The organism is Gluconobacter vitians, assembly GCF_015244565.1.
GTDB classification, from domain to species: domain Bacteria; phylum Pseudomonadota; class Alphaproteobacteria; order Acetobacterales; family Acetobacteraceae; genus Gluconobacter; species Gluconobacter vitians.
In genome coordinates, this window is record NZ_JABCQG010000007.1 from 130,482 (window position 1) to 150,253 (window position 19,772).

At 60.9% G+C, this 19,772-nt stretch carries 18 protein-coding genes; 13 read left to right on the plus strand and 5 right to left on the minus strand.

Going from position 1 to position 19,772, the window contains the following annotated elements; all coding sequences use genetic code 11:
• Window positions 1-80 precede the first annotated feature (80 nt).
• Genes HKD24_RS07360 through HKD24_RS07370 form a run of 3 tightly spaced genes read left to right on the plus strand, consistent with a single transcriptional unit; the run spans window position 81 to window position 2,970 of the window.
• The gene (locus HKD24_RS07360; protein WP_194259692.1) at window positions 81-1,847 is read left to right on the plus strand and encodes a copper resistance system multicopper oxidase; all 1,767 of its coding nucleotides are present in this window, start codon (window positions 81-83) and stop codon (window positions 1,845-1,847) included.
• Window positions 1,844-2,620, plus strand: a complete 777-nt coding sequence (locus HKD24_RS07365; protein WP_194259693.1) for a copper resistance protein B — start codon at window positions 1,844-1,846, stop codon at window positions 2,618-2,620. The genes HKD24_RS07360 and HKD24_RS07365 overlap by 4 nt, the downstream gene beginning before the upstream one ends.
• 32 nt (window positions 2,621-2,652) lie before the next feature.
• The gene (locus tag HKD24_RS07370) at window positions 2,653-2,970 is read left to right on the plus strand and encodes a hypothetical protein (RefSeq protein WP_194259694.1); all 318 of its coding nucleotides are present in this window, start codon (window positions 2,653-2,655) and stop codon (window positions 2,968-2,970) included.
• A gap of 14 nt (window positions 2,971-2,984) precedes the next feature.
• Here HKD24_RS07370 and HKD24_RS07375 read toward each other — a convergent pair whose 3' ends face one another.
• On the minus strand, window positions 2,985-3,326 hold the full coding sequence (locus HKD24_RS07375; RefSeq protein ID WP_228124244.1) for a metal-sensitive transcriptional regulator: 342 nt from the start codon (window positions 3,324-3,326) through the stop codon (window positions 2,985-2,987).
• Window positions 3,327-3,735: 409 nt separating this feature from the next.
• On the opposite strand from HKD24_RS07375, the gene HKD24_RS07380 reads away from it, so the two are divergent.
• Genes HKD24_RS07380 through HKD24_RS07390 form a run of 3 tightly spaced genes read left to right on the plus strand, consistent with a single transcriptional unit; the run spans window position 3,736 to window position 6,043 of the window.
• Window positions 3,736-3,978, plus strand: a complete 243-nt coding sequence (locus HKD24_RS07380; protein ID WP_194259715.1) for a FeoA family protein — start codon at window positions 3,736-3,738, stop codon at window positions 3,976-3,978.
• A gap of 5 nt (window positions 3,979-3,983) precedes the next feature.
• Window positions 3,984-5,852: a ferrous iron transporter B gene (gene feoB / locus HKD24_RS07385; protein WP_194259695.1), complete on the plus strand. Its 1,869-nt coding sequence runs from the start codon at window positions 3,984-3,986 to the stop codon at window positions 5,850-5,852.
• The gene (locus HKD24_RS07390; RefSeq protein WP_194259696.1) at window positions 5,852-6,043 is read left to right on the plus strand and encodes a hypothetical protein; all 192 of its coding nucleotides are present in this window, start codon (window positions 5,852-5,854) and stop codon (window positions 6,041-6,043) included. The genes feoB and HKD24_RS07390 overlap by 1 nt, the downstream gene beginning before the upstream one ends.
• Window positions 6,044-6,061: 18 nt before the next feature.
• On the opposite strand, the gene HKD24_RS07395 is transcribed toward HKD24_RS07390, so the two are convergent.
• Window positions 6,062-7,651, minus strand: coding sequence for an alkaline phosphatase D family protein (locus HKD24_RS07395; RefSeq protein WP_322783296.1), 1,590 nt, complete (start codon window positions 7,649-7,651; stop codon window positions 6,062-6,064).
• A 612-nt stretch (window positions 7,652-8,263) separates the two neighbouring features.
• Here HKD24_RS07395 and hpnR point away from each other — a divergent pair.
• Window positions 8,264-9,817 (plus strand): hopanoid C-3 methylase HpnR, encoded by a 1,554-nt coding sequence (gene hpnR, locus HKD24_RS07400; RefSeq protein ID WP_062506956.1) that lies wholly within the window; start codon window positions 8,264-8,266, stop codon window positions 9,815-9,817.
• A 3-nt stretch (window positions 9,818-9,820) separates the two neighbouring features.
• Here the strand turns inward: hpnR and tmpT are convergent, their stop codons facing one another.
• The gene (tmpT, locus tag HKD24_RS07405; RefSeq protein WP_194259698.1) at window positions 9,821-10,483 is read right to left on the minus strand and encodes a thiopurine S-methyltransferase; all 663 of its coding nucleotides are present in this window, start codon (window positions 10,481-10,483) and stop codon (window positions 9,821-9,823) included.
• 97 nt (window positions 10,484-10,580) lie between these two features.
• Here tmpT and HKD24_RS07410 point away from each other — a divergent pair, with 97 nt between their 5' ends.
• Window positions 10,581-11,903, plus strand: coding sequence for an ATP-dependent DNA helicase (locus tag HKD24_RS07410; protein WP_194259699.1), 1,323 nt, complete (start codon window positions 10,581-10,583; stop codon window positions 11,901-11,903).
• Here the strand turns inward: HKD24_RS07410 and panS are convergent.
• Window positions 11,875-12,792: a ketopantoate/pantoate/pantothenate transporter PanS gene (panS, locus tag HKD24_RS07415; RefSeq protein WP_194259700.1), complete on the minus strand. Its 918-nt coding sequence runs from the start codon at window positions 12,790-12,792 to the stop codon at window positions 11,875-11,877. The two genes, HKD24_RS07410 and panS, sit on opposite strands and share 29 nt — an antisense overlap.
• A gap of 366 nt (window positions 12,793-13,158) precedes the next feature.
• On the opposite strand from panS, the gene HKD24_RS07420 reads away from it, so the two are divergent.
• The 3 genes from HKD24_RS07420 to HKD24_RS07430 all read left to right on the plus strand — a co-directional run bounded on the left by HKD24_RS07420 (window position 13,159) and on the right by HKD24_RS07430 (window position 17,935).
• The gene (locus tag HKD24_RS07420) at window positions 13,159-14,250 is read left to right on the plus strand and encodes a GGDEF domain-containing protein (RefSeq protein WP_194259701.1); all 1,092 of its coding nucleotides are present in this window, start codon (window positions 13,159-13,161) and stop codon (window positions 14,248-14,250) included.
• 245 nt (window positions 14,251-14,495) lie between these two features.
• Window positions 14,496-16,541, plus strand: a complete 2,046-nt coding sequence (locus HKD24_RS07425; RefSeq protein WP_194259702.1) for an FUSC family protein — start codon at window positions 14,496-14,498, stop codon at window positions 16,539-16,541.
• A gap of 212 nt (window positions 16,542-16,753) precedes the next feature.
• The gene (locus HKD24_RS07430; RefSeq protein WP_194259703.1) at window positions 16,754-17,935 is read left to right on the plus strand and encodes an MFS transporter; all 1,182 of its coding nucleotides are present in this window, start codon (window positions 16,754-16,756) and stop codon (window positions 17,933-17,935) included.
• An 11-nt stretch (window positions 17,936-17,946) separates the two neighbouring features.
• Here HKD24_RS07430 and HKD24_RS07435 read toward each other — a convergent pair whose 3' ends face one another.
• Window positions 17,947-18,423 (minus strand): hypothetical protein, encoded by a 477-nt coding sequence (locus tag HKD24_RS07435; protein ID WP_062506959.1) that lies wholly within the window; start codon window positions 18,421-18,423, stop codon window positions 17,947-17,949.
• 177 nt (window positions 18,424-18,600) lie between these two features.
• Here HKD24_RS07435 and HKD24_RS07440 point away from each other — a divergent pair.
• Window positions 18,601-19,397, plus strand: a protein-coding gene (locus HKD24_RS07440; protein ID WP_228124245.1) for an IS5 family transposase whose coding sequence is annotated in 2 segments (ribosomal slippage) — window positions 18,601-18,940 and window positions 18,940-19,397 — 798 coding nt in all. Because the reading frame shifts where the segments join, the coding sequence is not laid out codon by codon here.
• 210 nt (window positions 19,398-19,607) lie between these two features.
• Window positions 19,608-19,772 (plus strand): transposase (locus HKD24_RS15575; protein WP_194259704.1); only part of this gene is annotated, 165 nt, incomplete at its 3' end.

Sequence of the window (19,772 nt, forward strand, 5' to 3'; positions counted from 1 at the left end):
GCCTGACAGGCGTGGGCCCGTCCTGCTGTCCTCAAGGGACAGACAGGACCTGATCCTCTGTCATTTTCGCGGATTTTTTCATGACCTTTCCGTCCCTTATCCGGGGCGGCCTGACACGACGACGTTTCGTAACGGGTCTCGGCGCAGGTGGCCTTCTGGCCACCCTGCCCCACACCTCACAGGCGTCCTCGGCCAAGGCTTCCTCGGGTCTTATCCCGCCCATGCCGTCCGACCGGTGGGATCTGACGATCGGCCATACGCGCATCTCGCTCGACGGCAAGACCATGCACGCCCCGACCGCCGGCGGCACGGTGCCGGGTCCGATCCTGCGCTGGAAACAGGGCGATACCGTCAGCATCAACGTCACCAACACGCTGGATGAACCCACCTCGATCCACTGGCACGGCATCCGCACGCCTTCGAATATGGACGGCGTACCAGGCCTGAGCTTCGGCGGCATTGCACCGGGCGAGACCTTTACCTACCGCTTCAGGCTCCATCAGAGCGGCACTTACTGGTATCACAGCCATTCGGGGATGCAGGAAGCAACAGGGCTGTATGGCGCGCTGGTCATCGATCCGCGCCGCCCGGACCCGAACGCCTGTGACCGCGATTACGTCATTTTCCTGGGCGAATGGACGGATGTCATGCCCGATGACATCGTCAGCAACCTCAAGATGCAGGACGACTATTACGTCTTCCGCCAGCGCACGGCAGCCTCCTTCCCCAAGGAAGCGCGAGAGGCCGGAAGCGCGGGCGCTGCCCTTGCGGACCGTCTGGCCTGGTCCAGAATGCGCATAGCTGCGACCGACATCGCGGATGTCTCGGGCGCAATCTATACCTACACGCTGAACGGACACGCCCCGGACATGAACTGGAGCGGCCTGTTCCAGCCCGGCGAGAAAGTGCGCCTGCGCTTCATCAACGGCTCGACCATGACGTTCTTCGACATCCGGATCCCGGGCCTCGAAATGCTGGTCGTGCAGGCTGATGGCAACGATATCGAACCCGTTCCCGTAGACGAATTCCGCATCGGCGTGGCGGAAACCTATGACGTGATCGTCCAGCCCAAGGACGAGCGTGCCTATGCCATTTTCGCCCAAAGCGAGGACCGCACCGGCTACGCACGCGGCACACTCGCCCCGCGCGAGGGCATGATCGCCCCCCTGCCGCCGATGGACCCGCGCCCCGTCCGCACCATGGTGGATATGGGCATGGGAAACATGAAGCCCGGCGAAAGCATGAAGGACATGGATATGTCCGGGCACATGGCCGGAATGGACATGCACGGCATGGATATGAGCCACATGGCCATGCCGAAAATGGAAGTGGACGATCCCGGCCCGCCGCCCATCAATGTCGAAAACCAGATGCGCGCCATGATGCCGATCGACCGCACCAGCAGCCCCGGCGACGGGCTGGAAAACAACGGCCGCCGCGTCCTGAACTACAGGCAGCTCCGCGCCACGCGCCCCGGAGCGGATCTGCGGCCGCCAACGCGGGAAATCATCCTGCACCTGACCGGCAACATGGAACGCTATATCTGGGGCTTTAACGGCCGGAAATTCTCGGAATCCGGCCCGATCCGCCTCAAACTCGGCGAACGGGTGCGTTTCACGCTCATCAACGACACCATGATGGAACATCCGATCCATCTGCACGGCCTGTGGAGCGAGCTGGAAAACGGTCAGGGCGATTACCACCCCTACAAGCACACCATCATTTCCCAGCCGGGCTCGAAGCTGAGCTATCTCGTGACGGCCGATACCCCCGGCATGTGGGCATATCACTGCCACCTGATGTATCACATGGATCTGGGCATGTTCCGCACGGTGATCGTGGCATGAAACACGCCCTCTCCCTCGCAGTCCTGTCCGCTCTCGCTGTTTCGGCCGGCACAGCCCGTGCCGCTCAGACGGTCTATCACGCCGCCGATGCGCCGGAGGCGACCCCGGTCGTCTATATCGGCAACATCAAACCCGCCATGGATCAGGGCACCTGGCTGCACGGCATCTTCAACCAGCTTGAAGGCCGCTATGCGCCCGGCGGCACCGATTTCCGCTGGGATGGCGAAGCCTGGTTCGGCGGTGACTACAACAAGATCTGGCTCAAATCCGAAGGCACGCTCGAAAAGGGTCGCCTGAGCGATGGCGACCACGAACTCCTCTATACGCGCTCCATTTCGTCCTACTGGAACCTTCAGGGCGGCGTGCGGATGGATCTCGATGACGGCCCGACCCGTACCTGGGGCGCGTTCGGGATCGAAGGTCTGGCGCTGTACGAATTCGAGTTCGGAGCCACGGCCTATGTCAGCGATCGCGGACGTTTCGCCGCCCGCATCGAGGGGTCTTACGACTTCCTGCTGACCAACCGCCTGATCCTCCAGCCGCAGGCCGAGTTCAACCTGTACACGAAATCCGACGCGGGACGTCAGGCTGGCGCCGGTCTGTCGGATGTCGATGCAGGTCTGCGCCTGCGATACGAGCTCTGGCGGAAGTTCGCGCCCTACGTGGCCGTGACCTACTCCGGATATCTCACCCAGGCCCGCCGGATCGCCCGTGACCAGCACGACGACACCGGCTCCGTCCGCTTCAGCCTCGGCGTCCGAAGCTGGTTCTAATTCCAACACCCCATAAAAGAAAGTCACACATCATGCGCAAGACCCTCCTTGCACTGGGCATCCTTTTCACCACCGCCGCAGCCTACGCCGATCCCTCCATGCCCGGCATGGACATGAGCCACATGGATATGGGCGGCAACAGCACCATGACCATGCCGTCCTCCAGAACACAGGACCCGATGACCGGACTGAACATGGATCAGCAGATGGCCCTGTGCGCGCATCTTGAAACGCTCAGCAAGCAGAAGAGCCCCCTGACGCCGAAAATGAAGCAGCAGCGCGCCGCCTGTCAGAAAATGGATATGGGCATGGCGGACAAGCCCGCTCCTGGCGAAACGCTGGACCGCTGAACGCGCAGATTTTTTCAGCGCATCATCCGGCGGACGACCTGGAGAAGCTCGTCGATCGCGTCTTCTCCACCGTCGTCCTGTACGGCCCGGCGCACGCAGCCATTGGCGTGGGAGGACAGGATCTGGATGGACACGCCATCCAGCGCCGACTTGATGGCGGAAATCTGGGTCAGGATATCGACGCAGTAGCGGTCGTTCTCGATCATGTTGAGAACACCGCCAACCTGCCCTTCGATCCGGCGGACGCGGTTCGTCAGGGCCTTCTTGCGGGGCTGTTCAACACGGCGGCCATCATCATCCACCGGTGCGCAACTCTCGCAGATATCTGCTGCATGTTCTTTATGGGATAGTGCCATTACAGGATCCGCCCTCTGTCAGACATCCGAACGTAATATCATGGGTCCATGCTCGCCCATCCGGCGCCCACAGGCCGGTGTATGCCCCCCTGCGCCGGGAATTTCCAGTCTGACGATATGGTCCCGGTGTTTCCGGATCGGAAAAAACCGAGTCCCGGCCGGAAAAGCCCGACCTGCCTTCACCTGAAGGAGCCGGGCTTCCCTTCTGCTTCAGGCCGTTCTCCCGATATGAGTCGTTCTCACCACACGCTTCATAAAATTTATTATCAAAACCGGTAATTTCCCCGGCTGTGAAGCGGTCTTGATGCAAATCATTCTCACTCCCCTTCCCGGACGGACAGGATGCGCCTATCTAGGATAGAGGTCGGGGCCTGTGAGCCGCCGCCACATTCACCGGGGTACGGAACTGATGTTGTATCTGGATACACTGCCCAAGGGCGGACACGCCGTGATCGAGAAGATCGAACAGCGTGCGCCTCTGGACCCGATTGCCACACGTCTGGGAGAGCTGGGTTTCGTACCCGGTGAAGCCGTGCAGGTGGTCGCGACCGGACCGGTGGGCAGGGATCCGATTGCCGTACGTCTGGGGACGTCGCGCTTTGCCCTGCGCCGTGGTGAAGCCGCCCGCGTGGGTCTGCGGGCTGTTTCCTGACCTCCATGAGTTCGACAGCGTCCGCGCAGACACCCGCTTCAAACCTGCATATCGCCCTTGTCGGAAATCCGAACTGCGGCAAGACGTCCCTGTTCAACCAGCTGACGGGAAGCCGGCAGAAGGTCGCGAACTATGCGGGTGTGACGGTCGAGCGCAAGGAAGGGTTTTTCACAACGCCCAACGGCCGCGCGATCCGCGTGCTGGACCTGCCGGGCGCCTATAGTCTTGATTCGACCAGCCCGGATGAGGACGTCACACGCGACGTCTGTCTGGGACGTCACCCGAGCGAACCACAGCCCCAGATGCTCGTGGCCATCATTTCCGCCACCAATCTGCGCCTGCATCTGCGCTTCCTGCTCGAACTGAAGCAGCTTGGCCTGCCTGTCATCGTCGCGCTGAACATGATGGATGAGGCCCGGCGCAACGGTCTCAAAATCGACGTCGCGGGTTTGCAGGCCGATCTGGGCATGTCGATCGTGCCCGTTGTCAGCCTCAACCGCGCGGGCGTGATACCGCTTCTTCAGGCACTCGATCTGCCTCTTCCCCCCCCGCCGGCCCCACTCCCGGCGGAGATTGATCCCCATATGGAAGTGCGGCGCCTGCTGGCGGCTTATGTCATCGATCCGTCCACCGGAAAGGACCGCCTGACCGACCGGTTGGACCGCATCTTCCTGCATCCCGTCTGGGGTCCGGTCATCCTGCTGGTCGTGCTGTTCGTCATGTTCCAGACGGTCTTCGCCTGGGCACAGCCGCTTATGGACGGGCTGGACAGCGGGATTTCGACTTTCGGGCAGATCGTCCTCAAGCCTCTGCCGGACGGCATCCTGCACAGCCTGCTGGCCGATGGCGTGATTGCAGGTGCGGGCACGGTCATCGTGTTCCTGCCACAGATCCTTATTCTGTTCCTGTGGATTCTTGCCCTTGAGGAATCCGGCTATCTGCCCCGCGCGGCGTTCCTGCTGGACCGGCTCATGGCGCTGGCCGGGCTGAGCGGCCGGTCCTTCATCCCCCTGCTGTCGAGCTTCGCCTGCGCGATTCCGGGCATCATGGCGGCCCGGACCATCCAGAACCCACGGGACCGTCTGGTCACGATCCTGATCGCACCGCTCATGACGTGCTCGGCGCGTCTGCCGGTCTATACGCTGCTGATCGGGGCGTTCGTGCCGCATCGGACCGTGCTGGGGATTTTCGGGCTTCAGGGGCTGGTCCTGTTCGGGCTCTATGCCGTGGCCATCGTCAGCGGCGTGATCGCGGCCCGTGTCATGACGCGGGGTGTGAAGTCCGAAGAGCACCCGCTCCTGCTCGAACTGCCGCCCTATCGCCGCCCGAACCTCAAGAGCCTCGCACTCGGCCTGTGGCAGCGCGCGGTGATGTTCCTCTCCCGCGTGGGGACGATCATCGTCTCGCTGAACGTGCTGCTCTGGGCGTTGTCGAGCTTCCCGCTACCGCCCGCGGGCGCTCCGGGTGCGGCCATTGATTACAGTCTGGCCGGACGCATCGGCCATCTGATGCAGTGGGTATTCGCGCCCATCGGCTTCAACTGGCAGATCTGCGTCTCGCTGATCCCGGGGCTTGCGGCGCGTGAAGTGGCCGTCAGTGCACTGGCGACCGTCTATGCCATCGGGGCTACGGATGACGGCGCGGCCGACAAGCTCCTGCCGCTGCTCTCGACGCAGTGGAGCATGGCCACCGCGTTTTCGCTGCTGGCCTGGTATGTTTATGCGCCGCAATGCATTTCCACGCTGGCTGTCATGCGGCGGGAAACCGGATCGATCAAAACCGTTCTATGGGCTGCGGCGTATCTGTTCGGACTGGCCTATCTGGCGGCGTTCCTGACCTATCACATCACCCGCGCCATTACGGGAGTTCCCTGATGATCGAAGTTGCTGTTGCCCTGCTGATTGTCTGCGCTGCCGCGATTTACTGGTATGCGCGCCTCTTCCCCGAAGGCTGGGGCCGTCTGCGCACGGCCGTGGGCTTCGCCCCTGCACCGCAGCCCACGATTGGCAAGGGCTGCGGCGGGTGCACGGGCTGTGACCGCTCGGGCAAGGGCGGCTGCCACTAGGGCAGCCCCCTCCAGGCCTCAGGCTTCCTGAAGGCCCGGATTGCCACGCTCGACGGCAAAGCTGGCATAGGTGGACAGCGCGCCATCGCGCACCATGACCCGGTCGATGATTTTCAGATCGGCATGCCACACATCCGGCCCCACATCACACAGCACATAACCGCGCTTGTCCGTCGTGGCCTTCAGATGCGGGTTCTCGCTGCGGGCGATCCGGCTGAAATGATCATCATCGCCCAGCCCGTCCGCACCGGATGAAATGGACGTGGCCAGAAACTCGACCGAGACCGGCTTGCCCCGTCCCGGTTCGACCAGCAGATCTCCGGCGAAATGCCGGTGCGCGTCTCCGGTCACGTTGACCACATTGCCGGGACAGTGCGTGCCGATGAAATCCAGCAGGCGCTTGCGGCTGTAAAGATAGCCCGACCACTGATCCATGCTGTAGGTCAGCTCGGCATGGGCGGATTTGCGATGCGCCAGATCCATGATCATGACCTGATGCGCCAGCAGGTTCCACTTCGCATCCGACCGTCCCAGACCATCGAACAGCCACTGCTCCTGCTGCGCCCCCATCATGGTACGCTCGGGCGACCAGACGTCCCTGCCCTGCGCGGCATTCGTGTCACCATAGGCCTGATCGCTGCGATACTGGCGCGTATCCAGCACAAACATATTCATCAGAGTGCCGAAGCGGAAGCTGCGATAAAGCTGCATGTGACTGCCATCGGGAATGGATGTCGCCCGCAGCGGCATGTTCTCGTAATACGCCTGTAGCCCCGAAGCCCGGCGCAGCCGGAAAATCTCCGGCGGCGTGCCGTCCTGATCGGTATCCCCGGCCCAGTTGTTGTCGATCTCGTGGTCGTCAAAGCTGACGATCCAGGACGTCGCCGCATGGGCGGCCTGAAGATCCGGGTCCATTTTGTACTGGGCATAACGGCGGCGATATTCGTCCAGCGAATAACATTCCGGCCCGACATGGCGACGCAGGACATGGGCCTTGTGACCGTCGATTTCGCGCAGGCGATCGCCGCTATCCGGGCCTTCATAGATATAGTCGCCATAGTGGAACACGAAGTCGATCGGCTCGTTCGCGATGGCGCGCCAGGCGGTGTAGTAGCCATATTCGTAATGCTGGCAGCCGGCTGCGGCAAAGCGGACACGCGACAGCGGCGCACCTGGCAGCGGGAGCGTACGACCCCGGCCAGTGGGGCTTTCGTAGCCCGCGATATGGAAGCGGTACCAGTACGGACGGTCCGGCTTCAGACCCACCACCTCGACATGAACCGAATGGCCCAGTTCGGGATGGGCCAGCGTCTGTCCGCTCTGCACGGGTTTCGAGAAACTCTTGTCCTCACTGACCTCCCAGTCCACCAGAACGGGCTTGAGAACTTCCATCCCGCCTGCCTCTTCCAGCGGGTTCGGCGCCAGTCGCGTCCAGAGCACCAGCCCGTCAGACGCAGGATCGCCCGAGGCCACGCCAAGCTGGAACGGAGACGTCTTGAAGCTCGGGCTCTTTTCCAGATCGCGTGGGACGGCGGCCCGCAGGGCACGGATGCGCGTGGACAGGAGGAGACCCGCGCCAAGGCCGGTCAGCAGGTTTCTACGTTTCATGAATACCATGCAGCAGTTCTTTCCTACAGAGCCGGGCTCATAGCGGAACCGGACTCCCAGAAGTCTTGGGATACATACCTTTCATTCTGTGGACACATGGAACGGGGTTTTGCCCACTCCCCGAAGCCGCATTTCATGAAACTGTCACGAATGCGACCGTGCGAACCCGCTAAACGCAGGTCTGCCGCCGTCCGGACAGATGCTTTGAAATGGTGCTGGTCTGAGGCTTTTCCGTTTTGAAAATCTTTCGGAAAATACGGAAAAGTTCTCCGAACGGTTCTTGTGCTGCCTTCTGAGAGCTGACTGCCGGGACTGGGTTCGAGAGAGTCCCGGCAGTCAGCTCCGCTCTCCCACCGCAGTTCACGCAGTCGTGAAAACCTTAATTTTCCCGATCTTCCTGATCGGAGCGGCTTTCTGCGGAGTGCAGGTTTTCCGGGGGCGTCGCTGCATGGATCCATCCTGACACCGCGGCGTTTTCCATTGCGTGACAGTCCTTCAGGCAGGCCCCATACCGGTGTGTCGTTTGATTGCTGGAAAGTGAAGGCCTATGTCTCACCATGTCATGTCGTCACAGTCGTGACCGGATAAGCCGTAAGAGAATGGGATCACTTCATGAAACTTCTGGCCGTTCACCCAAGTGCCCTGATGTACACGCGCGTGTTCCTGCGGCTGGAACCACTTGGGCTTGAACTTGTTGCGGGCGCTGCACGCAATGAAGGACATGATGTTCAGATCATCGACCTCCAGGTCGAAAGCCATGAAGATTACTGGAAGCGTCTCGCTGACTTCAAACCGGATGCGATCTGCTTTTCAGGAAGCTATCTGGCGAACATTCCCGAGATCCTTGACCTGTGCAAGGAAACGAAACAGCGGATGCCCGGGAAGTTCATCTTCGTGGGCGGTCATTCGGTTTCCTTTATTGCGCCTGACGTGCTTCAGCTTTCCGAAGGTGCCATCGACTGCATCCTGAAGGGTGAAGGCGATGCGACGGTCGGCCTGCTGCTGGAAGCCATCGAAAAGAAGACGGACCTGCTGAAGGTTCCCGGTGCCATCACGGTGGATGGTGAAGGTCCGCCGCCGATCTTTGTAAAAAGCCTCGATACCGTCCGCCCGGCGCGCGACCTGCTGCATCACCGCAACAAGTATTTCATCGGCACGCTGGACCCGGCGGCTTCCATCGAATTTGCCCGTGGCTGCCCTTGGGACTGCACGTTCTGCAGTGCCTGGACCTTCTATGGCCGCTCCTACCGGACCGTCAGCCCGCAGGTTATTGCCGACGAGCTTGAGGCGTTGAAAGAACCCGGCATCTTCATCGTTGATGACGTGGCCTTCGTCCATCAGGAACATGGCATGGCCATCGCGGACGAAATCAAAAAGCGCGGCATCAAGAAGGAATACTATCTTGAAACCCGCGCGGACGTGCTGCTGCGCAACAAGGAAGTTTTCAAGACCTGGAGCGAAATCGGTCTGACCTATATCTTCATCGGGCTTGAAGCCGTGGATGAGGAAGGGCTCAAGCAGTTCCGCAAGCGCGTCTCGCTGGATGCCAATTTCGAGGCGCTGGAATATGCCCGCTCGCTCGGTCTGACGGTTGCAATCAACATCATTGCCGACCCGTCCTGGACCCGCGAACGCTTCGAGGCCGTGCGCCAGTGGTGTCTCGAAATCCCGGATATCGTGAACATCTCTGTCACGACACCCTATCCCGGCACCGAGATCTGGCACCGTGAGGCCCGACGACTGACGACGCGCGACTATCGCCTGTTCGACATTCAGCACGCCGTCCTGCCGACCACCCTGCCCTTGCCCGAGTTCTACAAGGAACTGGTCAAGACGCAGCAGGTGCTGAACACCAAGCATATGGGCTGGGAAGCGCTGAAGGGCACGGTCGGCATTGCGACCCGTCTGCTGCTGCACGGGCAGACGAACTTCGTGAAGATGCTGTGGAAGTTCAATTCGGTCTTCAATCCGAAGCTCCAGCTCTCCGATCACATGCGCAAGCCGCGCTACGAAATGCCGGTCCAGCCGGACGTCGTGGACAAGATCGACCGCAAGGCGCTTTACGTCCACGGCCCGGGCGGCCGTCGCACACGCGCGTTGGACGATGCGACCGAAGGCTTTGTGGACAAGACCCGCATGGGCGCGGAAGCCGCCGCCGCGGAGTAAGAGTCAGGACGAAGGCGGGAGCCGGCTGAGGTGCCAGACGTTTTCGGACGCCGGGCAGCGGCCTTTCAGCCCGCCTTTGACCGCCCGGCTTTCCAGAAGCGTGAGAACATAGGCCTGACCATAGCATTCACGCAGGAACGCCTCGTCGACGGAGAAAGGCGGTCCTTTCAGGCAGGACTGATCGTAATCCAGCGTCACGAGAAGTTCGGGCACCGGGCCGGTCAGGAACAGAAGATAGGCAGCATAGGCCCGGCGCAGGTCCTCCGGCAGGGCGATCAGTGCGGCACGGTCATAGATACCATCCATCGGACCGAGCAGATCCGGCGTCAGGTCGAAAATATTGCCTGCGAAAATACGGATTGTCCCGGCGGAAAAACAGCGCAACGGTCCTGCGTCCCTAATGTCGGGCGTGAGGCCGAGATTGCTGAAGAACCGGCGCACGGCGATATCGCTCAGCTCACATCCGGTCACGTGAAAACCCTGCCCTGCCAGCCAGACCATGTCCTGGCTCATGCCGCACAGAGGCACGAAAATCCGCGCTCCCGCTGGAAGATCCAGAGCCGCGATATGACGGGTCAGGAGCGGATTGGCCTGCGTTTCATGAAAGCCCGTCTCGCCGCGTTCCCATTTTTCCTGCCAGAAAACGGCATTCGATCCTGCGTCCATAAATCCGGCTTTCTCCCTGCTTTTCCCGGCTGAGACTGTGCCGGGTTCTGCTGGCGAGGCAATGGCATGTGTCGGGAAAATGTGAGAAAAGCCGCTCATGGTCATGCTCACCCCCTCCCAGCGGCAGGCGCTTGATGAAATCATTGCCGCACATGCCGCAGGGCGGCCGACGCATCTTCTGACGGGATATGCGGGCAGCGGCAAGACAACGCTGATGCAGGCCGTCGCCCGGCATTTCATGGCTGAAAAGAAGGTGGTGGTCATCACGGCGCCCACCCACAAGGCCACCGCCGTCCTGCGCTCGAAAGTCGATCGGGACGTTGACTGTCGGACCATCCAGAGCCTGCTGAGCCTCCAGCCGTCCTCGCAGGGCACGACCACGACCCTCGTGCGCTCCAAGCGGCCGCAGACGATTGCCGATGGTATTGTGATCGTCGATGAATGCTCGATGCTCTCCGCCGAGCTGATGAACTGGATCCGCGATCTTCTGCGCTACTGCTTCGTGCTGTTCGTGGGAGATCCGGCCCAGCTTCCACCCGTGGGAGAAGCTGCGTCGCCCTCCTTTTCCGTGCCGTCACGCTCCCATCTGGAGACCGTCGTGCGGCAGGCGGCGGGCAATCCGATCCTCGAAGCCGCGACCATTATCCGCCAGAGCCAGGGGAGTGAAGCCGACTGGAGCTGGGTCCGCGATGCGCGTCAGGAGCAGACGGGGCTGTTCCTGCCCAAGGATGTGGAAAGCTGGGTGCGCAAAGCGTTCCTGTCCGATGCTTTTGCCGAAGACAACGACTGGTGTCGCTATCTGTGCTGGACGAATGCCCGGGTGCATCAGATCAACCGGATGGTCCGCCTTTGGCGCTATGGGGGTGAGACGCCGACGCCTTTCATGCCTGGCGAGCGGGTCGTGTCACGCGCGCCGTTTTCCGTCCAGCAGGAAGAAGGCGGCCCGCGTCAGGCGATTGCCACGAACGAGGAAGTCCTCGTCATGGACATCAAGCCCGGACGGTTGTCGTACAAGTTCGAGCTCTGCAAGGACGTTCCGGCCTGGGTTGCGGATCTCGCCTCATGGGAAGTGACGCTGCTGACAATGGCGGGGGAGGAAATCACCGGCCATATCGTGCAGAACCAGAAGGAGCTGGAGGCTGTGGACCGGCGTCTGGTGCAGGAAGCGAAGCAGCAGCATCGGCGCTGGAGCCACCGTTTCGCGTTTCACAACGCCCTGCTCCAGCTTCAGGCGATCTATGCCATGACGGTCCATACCGCGCAGGGCAGCACGTTTAAAAACGTATTCGTGGATCTTGGCGATATCGGCCGCCGCGCCCGGCAGAACCCGCTGGAGACACAGCAGCTCTGCTATGTGGCGGTGACGCGCGCCACCGACATGGTGTTCCTCGTCAACACGACGGGTCTTTCCGCGCGATAGGTCGCGACGCCCACAGCGACGCCAGAATGGACCCCGAGACATTGTGCCAGATGGAGAAAACCGCTCCGGGCAGCGCGGCCAGCGGCGAGAAATAGAGACGCCCCAGCGTAGCGGCGAGGCCCGAATTCTGCATACCCACTTCCAGCGCCAGCGTGCGGCAGATGCTTTCATCAAAGCCAAGCAGCCGGCCGCCCCAGTAACCGCCCAACAGCCCGATCCCGTTATGCAGGATGACGGCCAGCAGCATGACCGGGCCCGCCTCTTTTAAGGATGGCCCCACGCCGGCAACGATCGCCCCGATGATGAGCAGGATCGAAACCATGGCCACCAGCGGAAGCGCGGGCTCCACGCGCTTCACCGCACGATGGCACAGCGTATTGAGCGTAACCCCTGCCAGCACGGGAAGCGCCACCATCGTCAGGATACTGCGGAACAATGCCCAGCTATCCACGGCAACCCCGGCAGACACATAGAACCGCACCAGAAGCGGCGTTGCGACGATCCCAACGAGGGTGGAGAAAGCACTGATGCTGACGGAGAGTGCAACGTCTCCGCGTGACAGATAGATCATGACATTCGAGGCCGTGCCGCTCGATACGCAGCCGACCAGCACCATGCCCGTCGCGAGTGCTGGCGGCATCGACAGCAGATGCGCAATCCCCCAGGCGGCAAGCGGCATGACGAGATAATGCAGCCCCACGCCTGCCAGAACCGACGCGGGGCGACGCAGGATGCGGCCGAAATCGGCGGGCCTCAGCGATACACCCATCGTGAACATGACGAAGGCCAGAAGCGGCGTGATGACAGGGACCAGCGTCAGGAACGGTTCGGGCAGCAGAAGGGCCAGACCGGACACCAGAATGGCCCAGAGAGGAAAAAGACGTGTCATCTTCGGATCGTGACGGTTGCTGACGGGGAATTCTCTGGGCGCATTAGACTCAACTGGATGAAAATGACAGAAACGTCCTTATGCCGGGGCATGGCTGGCCCGTCATCTCTTTCGCTGCCACAGTTGGGAATGAAACAGCCTGAAAAATGCCATTAACCCGGAGGTAAGGTCGGGCTGTCTTTATGAGGAATCGAAGACCCCGCCTGCCAGCTTTATACGGGAGTGGCCTGTACAGCCTGTTCAACAGCCTATGCTTCATCAGTGACTCCTGATCCCCCTACTCTGCTCGGGTGCAGCGTGGTTCTTTTCCTGCTTCTGGGCGTACACTTCATCCTGTCTGAATTCTCCGGCAGACGATGGTCGCGTATGGCCTGGTTCGCGGCACCGTTTCTTCTGGGATCAGTTTCCAGCCTGCTTTTCATTGTCCCGACGCTTCTGCCGGGTTTGTGGAGCCTGCGGCTGGGCGCCCTGTTCATGACTCTGGCCTACGGGGCCGGGTGGCAGGCCCTGCGTGTCATGCTGGGCTGCCGCCCACGGATTCTGGTCCTGCTGTTCGCCTGCAGCGCGTCTTTCATGCTGTCGATGCTCGCCGGACCGACCGGCCTGATGCACGTCATCAGTACGACCTTTCGTCTGACAATTATCGCAGCCTTCCACGGTTTCGCCGCGCTTGACCTGAAGCGGAACGTCAGAATCATGACATCCGCAAGATGTAGCCTGCTCAGACTGCTCTGCATTTACGCAGGCTTCCATCTCCTTCTGGTGCCATTCGTCCTGTGGATGCCTGCACCTTTCGGCGCGGCCCCGGCCACTGTCTGGGCGGTTACAAGCTATAATTTCCTCGTTGTCATCGAAGTTGCACTGTTTGCGCTGGCCATGATTGCCATCCCCTGGGAGCAACTTGCCTTCCAGCAGCAGGAACTGATCCTGCAGGACCCTCTGTCAGGGGGCAGCAACCGCAGGGCTTTTCAGGCCTGGCTCGATAATGATGGAACAACCTGCACGCATGAAGCGCTGCTCATGGTCGATATTGATCATTTCAAGTCCATCAACGATGCCCATGGTCATGCGGTCGGCGATCAGATCATCACCGCGATGGGCCGGGTCTGTGCGGACATCCTTTATCCCCCGACAATTCTTTTCCGCATTGGCGGGGACGAATTCGTCGTCGTGTTCCAGTGCGATGGCCCTGATGAAATGCTTGCCACCGCGCAGCGTCTCAGAAACGCCTTTGCCACGGAAACACGCATGATCGGAGGGGGCGCCGTCAAGGCAACACTCAGTATCGGCGCCGCCCTGTGCCCCGGTACCGGGATCCCCCGGACAGAGCTTCTGGCCCGGGCTGACAGTGCGCTCTACGCGGCCAAACAGACGGGCAGAGATCGTGTGGTGCATTTCCCGTGGGGAGAAGAGGCACCCGTCCCTGCCCCGGCTGGGAAAGAAGCCGGTAATTCATAAAGCCTTTCCCAGACCAAAGGCCTTCCCTGTAATGCACCGGCGCGGACAATCCGGAACATGATTTTCTGCCCGGTCTGCTGTATGGGGCATGAATTATGAACAATTATTACAATTGATTTTCCGCCTGCTGAAGGACACATATCACCCCGTTCAATCGGTTGTACTGGCAGCGGGATTTCATGGGGCCATTCTTCAGTCAGGAAGCACAGAAAATACGGTCATCATTTACTGTATTCTTTCGTGATTTGTCCTGGCTCTATGCGCCTCGTCTTTCTGCTCTCGGTTTTTCACTCCGCACGACGATTGCTGCACTGGTCGCCCTGGCCATAGCTCTCTGGATGGAACTGGGGCAGCCGCAATGGGCCCCCATGACCGTGTGGATCGTGGCGCAGGGGACACTGGGAGAAAGCCTCTCCAAGGCCCGCTGGCGCGTGGCGGGAACACTGGGCGGCATTGTCTCGGCGATTGCCCTGGCAGCGGCTTTTCCACAGGCGCCCTGGCTGTTCTTTCCGGCGCTGGCGGTCTGGATCGGGCTGTGTACGGCGCTCGGCACGCTGGTTCATAATTTCCGCAGCTACGCGTTCGTGCTGACGGCCTATACCTGCTCCATCGTGTCCCTGAGCGCACAGGCGCAGCCCGATCAGGTGTTCAGCATTGCCATGGCGCGCGGGAGCTACATTCTTCTGGGCGTGATCTGCGGGACCGTGGCGGACATGGCCTGCCGGAGCAATGTTCCCGGCAAGGCGCGCGCCGCCATCCGCAGCCAGCTTCAGCAGATCGTGCTCGAAGCGGCCAATGCTTCACGCGACATCCTGCTCGAACATGGAACGCCCGAGAGCGATCTGCATAACATCTTTTCCCTGTCACTCAGCCTGAGTGACCGGATCGAGTTCAGTGCCATCGAGGTCGGGCGTACGAAGGGCATTGTCGATTACGCCCGCGCCACGCTCGGACTGGCCTCCCGGCTGATGTCCCGCGCACTGGGCATGCGCAGCCGGCTGAGCGCCGTGCCCCAGCGTTCGGAATGCACCCAGACCCTGCTGGAAGACAGCGCCGGGATTCTGGATCGGCTGCGGGTCGATATTGATGATGCCGATACCCTGCAGACGCTGCGCCAGGACGTGCTTGCGCTGATCGGCCGGTGTCAGGCGAACATCGAGCAGACGGTGAGCCTGCCGCGTGCGGAAAGCGACAGTGGCATCGTCTTCAATGACCGTATCCTGTTACAGGGCCTGCAACTGACGCTGACAGAGCTTCAGCATCTGCTGGGCTGTCTGGCCAGTGATCCCAGCGAAAACCCGAGAGCCGAAAGTTACAGACTGGCGCGCCCGCGGAACTGGTACGCCGCCATCCACAATGGACTGCGCTCCTGTGCCGCCGTCCTGATGGCGGCCTATGTCTGGGAAGTGACGGCCTGGCCGGACGGGCCGCTTTTCATCACGTTCGTCTCGGTGGTCTGCGCGCGTTTTGCCTCCTTCAGCAACACGCTCCTGGCCAGCAGCGCGTTTTTCTCCGGCGCGGTCTGGGCGACGCTTGCTGCGGTCGTGCCGGTCTTTCTGGTGATGCCGGTCACGGCCTCCTATGCGATGCTGTGCCTGACGATTTCGGTCCCGATGCTGATCGGGGGACTGGCGACACGTGCGCCCGCCCTCGCTTCACGGGCTGCATCTTTCAGCAATTTCTTCCCGTATCTGATCGGCCTCGACAATCACAGCCGCATCAACGAGACCGAATGGTTCAACACGGTGTTCGCCTTGCTGAGCGGTCTCGGCTTTGGTGTGCTCGTGTTCCGCTATGTCTTTCCGTTCCAGCTGACACGGTTTTACCGGAACTTCCGGCTGGATCTGCTGTCCGATCTGCGGCTTATCGGAAAGAACCGGCGCTCGATGACCGAAGCTGTCTGGGTCGGCCGGATCGTCCTTGGCATGGAACAGCTGATTGCCCACACCAAGTCAGTCCAGGCCCGCTCCAATGATCGCTGGCTGCACGCCGCGTTTTCAATGATGACGGTCGGGCGCAACCTGCTCCAGCTTCAGGCCTATCGCGCCCAGATCGGCCTTCCCGAAAACGCACGGGCGATCCTTGCGCGCCTGTGCGAGAGTTTTGCCAGCGCTTCAGCCGGTCCCGAAACCCTGGAACTCCAGTCGCGGGAAGCACTGGAAAGCCTCGCCGTCATGGAGAACGCAGAAACCAGCCGCAACACCCGCCTGCTTCTGTCCTCCGTAACGGGATGTCTGATCATCATCTCGACGGAACTTGGTCACCGGAACGAAATTCTGGAAGCATCCTGAGACGATCTCCCGAATCCGTGATTTTTCTAGGAAAAATGGAAAACACTCATGTTCACAACTCTCTGAAAACGCTCGGTTCCGCGGGACATTCTGCCGGTCCGGAAGCAATCGGATTCACGAGCTGAATTTTTGGGTTTCCGTCATGCGATCAAAGTGCCAAAAGCCCTCGCGTTCGGGGCGCTCGGGTCGCCGTTCCAGTCAGGAAGTCTGCCGTGTTCAAAACGCTCTCCGCTCCGGTGATCGCAGGCCTCTGCGCCCTGTTCGCGTCGACCTTTATCGCGATAACGACCGAGGTCGCGCCGGTTGGCCTGCTGATCGACATGGCCAAGTCCTTCAATATCACCGAAGGTCATGCCGGACTGGCCGTCAGCGCCTATGCGCTGCTCGTCGCGTTCGGGGCCGTGCCCATCACGATTGCCACGAGCCGCATGGATCGCAAAATACTCATGCTGCTCTGCCTGTGCGGATATGTCCTCTCCAACCTGATTTCCGCAATGGCGCCGAACTTTGCCATTGTCTGTGCCGGCCGCGCCCTTGGGGGACTGTCACATGCGCTGATGATGTCCATTGCGGCGGCCTATGCCGCCCATCTGGTGCCCGAACGCATGACGGGACGGGCTATTTCCTTCGTCTTCGGGGGAACATCCCTCGGGTCCGTGCTCGGCGTTCCGGGGACGGCTGCGATCAGCCATTTCGCGAGCTGGCGTGTGGCGCTTTACGTCATTTCGGGGCTGGCGGCGATGCTGACGATCTTCATCGCGCTCTATCTTCCCCCCGTTCGTGGGGCGGACACCAAGGCGCTCAAAGTTCCGACTATCCGCTCCCCGCAGGCTGCACGCATTTTCGGCGTCGTGATCGGCGTGAACGCCGTGTTCTTCTTCGCGCATAACCTGCTCTACACCTATGTCTCCCCGCTTCTGCTGGCGCATGGCCTGCCGGAGCATCTGCTGAGCGTCGCGCTGCTTGTTACGGGCGGTGTCAGCATTTTCGGTCTGTGGGGCGCAGGACAGGTCGTGGACCGCTGGCCGGCAGCCGGTTTGTTCGGCGGGGGTCTTGCCATGCTCACCGGTATGATCCTGGTCTACGGACATCTGATTTCCGCATGGCCCAGCGTTGGCGCCGTCGGGTTGTGGTGCATGGGTTATGCCGCCATTATCCCCTTCGTCATGTCCGGCGCCATCCGCGCGCGCGCCACCAGCGCGGATGTGGCCGGAGCGGCCATCAACAGCAGCAGCAATTTCGGCATCCTTCTGGGCTCGGCCATCGGCGGCCACCTTCTGAGCACGCTGGGCTTTGCCGTGCTGTGCCCGGCCTCCATCGTGATCGCCCTGGGCGGCATCCTGCTGGCAGCGTTCAATCCCGCAGCCTTCCCCCGTAGGCTTCAGCAGGACTGAGGCCGCGGCCGCTAGCCGATCATGTCCTTTTCCTTCTTTTCGCGCTCCGCCCCGATGCTGAGCTTCTGATAGATCCCGAGCGCGATCACCATTCCCGTCGCCACAACCAGAAGGGCAGCGGGATAGAGAATATCGCCGGGAGCTTTGCCACTGCGCTCAAATACGCCGACCAGCCCTTCGATAAAGACTGCGATGATGACGGTGGTCATGAACTTGGTCAGGCTGACGCGGGCTTCGGCAATGGACTGCTTGCCCTTGGGCCGCAGGACTTCTTCCTCAATGAAGTATTTCGCCACGTCAAAGACGGCGATCGAGATCACGACATAGCTGATGGCCTGAAGGATTTCCTCGCGCCCCTCCGTCAGGGACGCCACGAAGGCCGAGACAAGACCGATGCCTCCCGAGAGGATCAGGAAGCTCGCCAGAAGGATCAGCAGCGCGCTGGCACCCGCAAAGGCCCAGCGGGACAGGGAATGAATGTTCGGCATGATGTGTCGCTCTGCATCTGAAGGAAAACCGCAGACAGATCCGGACATTTTCAGCGACAGGGACCGTCCGCGGGACAGCCCCATATTATCCGACCTGATAGCGCAAATGCGAGCAGGATCTTCGCACTACTTAGACTAGGGCCTGTTAGCACTTGAATTTCTTCCCATATTGTAGGGATGGAAGAAGGAGACAGAACAGGCACCTTTACGGACGAGACATGGGCGATCTGGGAGCCTCTGATTGAAGCGGTTCGCCCACGAGGCAAGACGCCGCCCCATGATCTGCGGCGCACGATAGCAGCGATTTTCTGGCGTCATGAGAATGGCGCGAAATGGCGGAGCATCCCCGCTGAACTGGGTCCATGGTGGCGGGCGGCGCAGCTTTTCATCCGCTGGGCGAAACTCGGCGTGTGGGAACGCCTGCTCGAACGGGTTCAGGAACAACAGGGAGTGGCGTTCGGAATGACTTTTCTGGATGGCACAAACATCAGGGCTCACCACAAGGCGGCGGGAGCCCAAAAAAAGGGGGCTCTTTTGAAGAGCGGGACCATCGTGAAGCACTTGGCCGCTCTCGCGGCGGCTATGGCACAAAAGTCTGCGTGATAGCAGACGGGCATGGAAAGGCTGTTGGTTTTGCGCTGGCCCCCGGACAGGCTCATGAACTGCCCCTGGCATCAGCCATGCTCGACAACCTTCCCGCCATTCCTCTGTGGGTAGTGGCGGACAAGGGCTACGCGTCGAATGCCTTCCGTGAGCGTATCTGGGACATGGGAGCCCGACCGGCCATTCCCGCGAAACGACGCGATGCACCTGTTGCCTGCCCCAAATGGGCCTATCGGTGTCGGCACATGGTCGAGAACCTCTGGGCTCGCCTCAAGGAGTGGCGTGCAGTCGCGACCAGATACGAAAAAACAGCGGCGTCGTTCCTCGCGGTCATCCACATCGCTGCCGCAGCAGACTGGATCAAGCCCTAACAGGCCCTAAGGTTGGTGCTGAGGGAGTTGAGGTTATTTTCAAACAGCTTTTTAAGATGCTTAAGTGATAACTCTTATCCTCTTGAGCAATTTGTTAGAGCAAACAAGCTTGAATCTGATGGTTTAGGCCACGTTGACAAAAGATCTATACGATCTGCCTGAGATCTGATTCACTTCCTGGCTGTGGGATACCGGACAGAGAGAACAGGCATGGCACGAGGCGATCTGACGGATCAGGAATGGGCGGTGATTGGTCCGCTTCTACCGCCTGAGCGTGGACGTGGGGCACGTCCATCTGGAGACAATCGCCAGTTTCTCAATGGTATGCTGCATGTTCTACGAACGGGTTGCCCCTGGCGGGACATGCATGAACGC

Excerpts from the sequence above, each read along its gene's own strand:
- HKD24_RS07360 (WP_194259692.1), top strand. The coding sequence starts at position 81 with ATGACCTTTCCGTCCCTTATCCGGGGCGGCCTGACACGACGACGTTTC.
- HKD24_RS07365 (WP_194259693.1), top strand. The coding sequence starts at position 1,844 with ATGAAACACGCCCTCTCCCTCGCAGTCCTGTCCGCTCTCGCTGTTTCG.
- HKD24_RS07370 (WP_194259694.1), top strand. The coding sequence starts at position 2,653 with ATGCGCAAGACCCTCCTTGCACTGGGCATCCTTTTCACCACCGCCGCA.
- HKD24_RS07375 (WP_228124244.1), bottom strand. The coding sequence starts at position 3,326 with ATGGCACTATCCCATAAAGAACATGCAGCAGATATCTGCGAGAGTTGC.
- HKD24_RS07380 (WP_194259715.1), top strand. The coding sequence starts at position 3,736 with ATGTTGTATCTGGATACACTGCCCAAGGGCGGACACGCCGTGATCGAG.
- feoB (WP_194259695.1), top strand. The coding sequence starts at position 3,984 with ATGAGTTCGACAGCGTCCGCGCAGACACCCGCTTCAAACCTGCATATC.
- HKD24_RS07390 (WP_194259696.1), top strand. The coding sequence starts at position 5,852 with ATGATCGAAGTTGCTGTTGCCCTGCTGATTGTCTGCGCTGCCGCGATT.
- HKD24_RS07395 (WP_322783296.1), bottom strand. The coding sequence starts at position 7,651 with ATGAAACGTAGAAACCTGCTGACCGGCCTTGGCGCGGGTCTCCTCCTG.
- hpnR (WP_062506956.1), top strand. The coding sequence starts at position 8,264 with ATGAAACTTCTGGCCGTTCACCCAAGTGCCCTGATGTACACGCGCGTG.
- tmpT (WP_194259698.1), bottom strand. The coding sequence starts at position 10,483 with ATGGACGCAGGATCGAATGCCGTTTTCTGGCAGGAAAAATGGGAACGC.
- HKD24_RS07410 (WP_194259699.1), top strand. The coding sequence starts at position 10,581 with ATGGTCATGCTCACCCCCTCCCAGCGGCAGGCGCTTGATGAAATCATT.
- panS (WP_194259700.1), bottom strand. The coding sequence starts at position 12,792 with ATGACACGTCTTTTTCCTCTCTGGGCCATTCTGGTGTCCGGTCTGGCC.
- HKD24_RS07420 (WP_194259701.1), top strand. The coding sequence starts at position 13,159 with ATGGCCTGGTTCGCGGCACCGTTTCTTCTGGGATCAGTTTCCAGCCTG.
- HKD24_RS07435 (WP_062506959.1), bottom strand. The coding sequence starts at position 18,423 with ATGCCGAACATTCATTCCCTGTCCCGCTGGGCCTTTGCGGGTGCCAGC.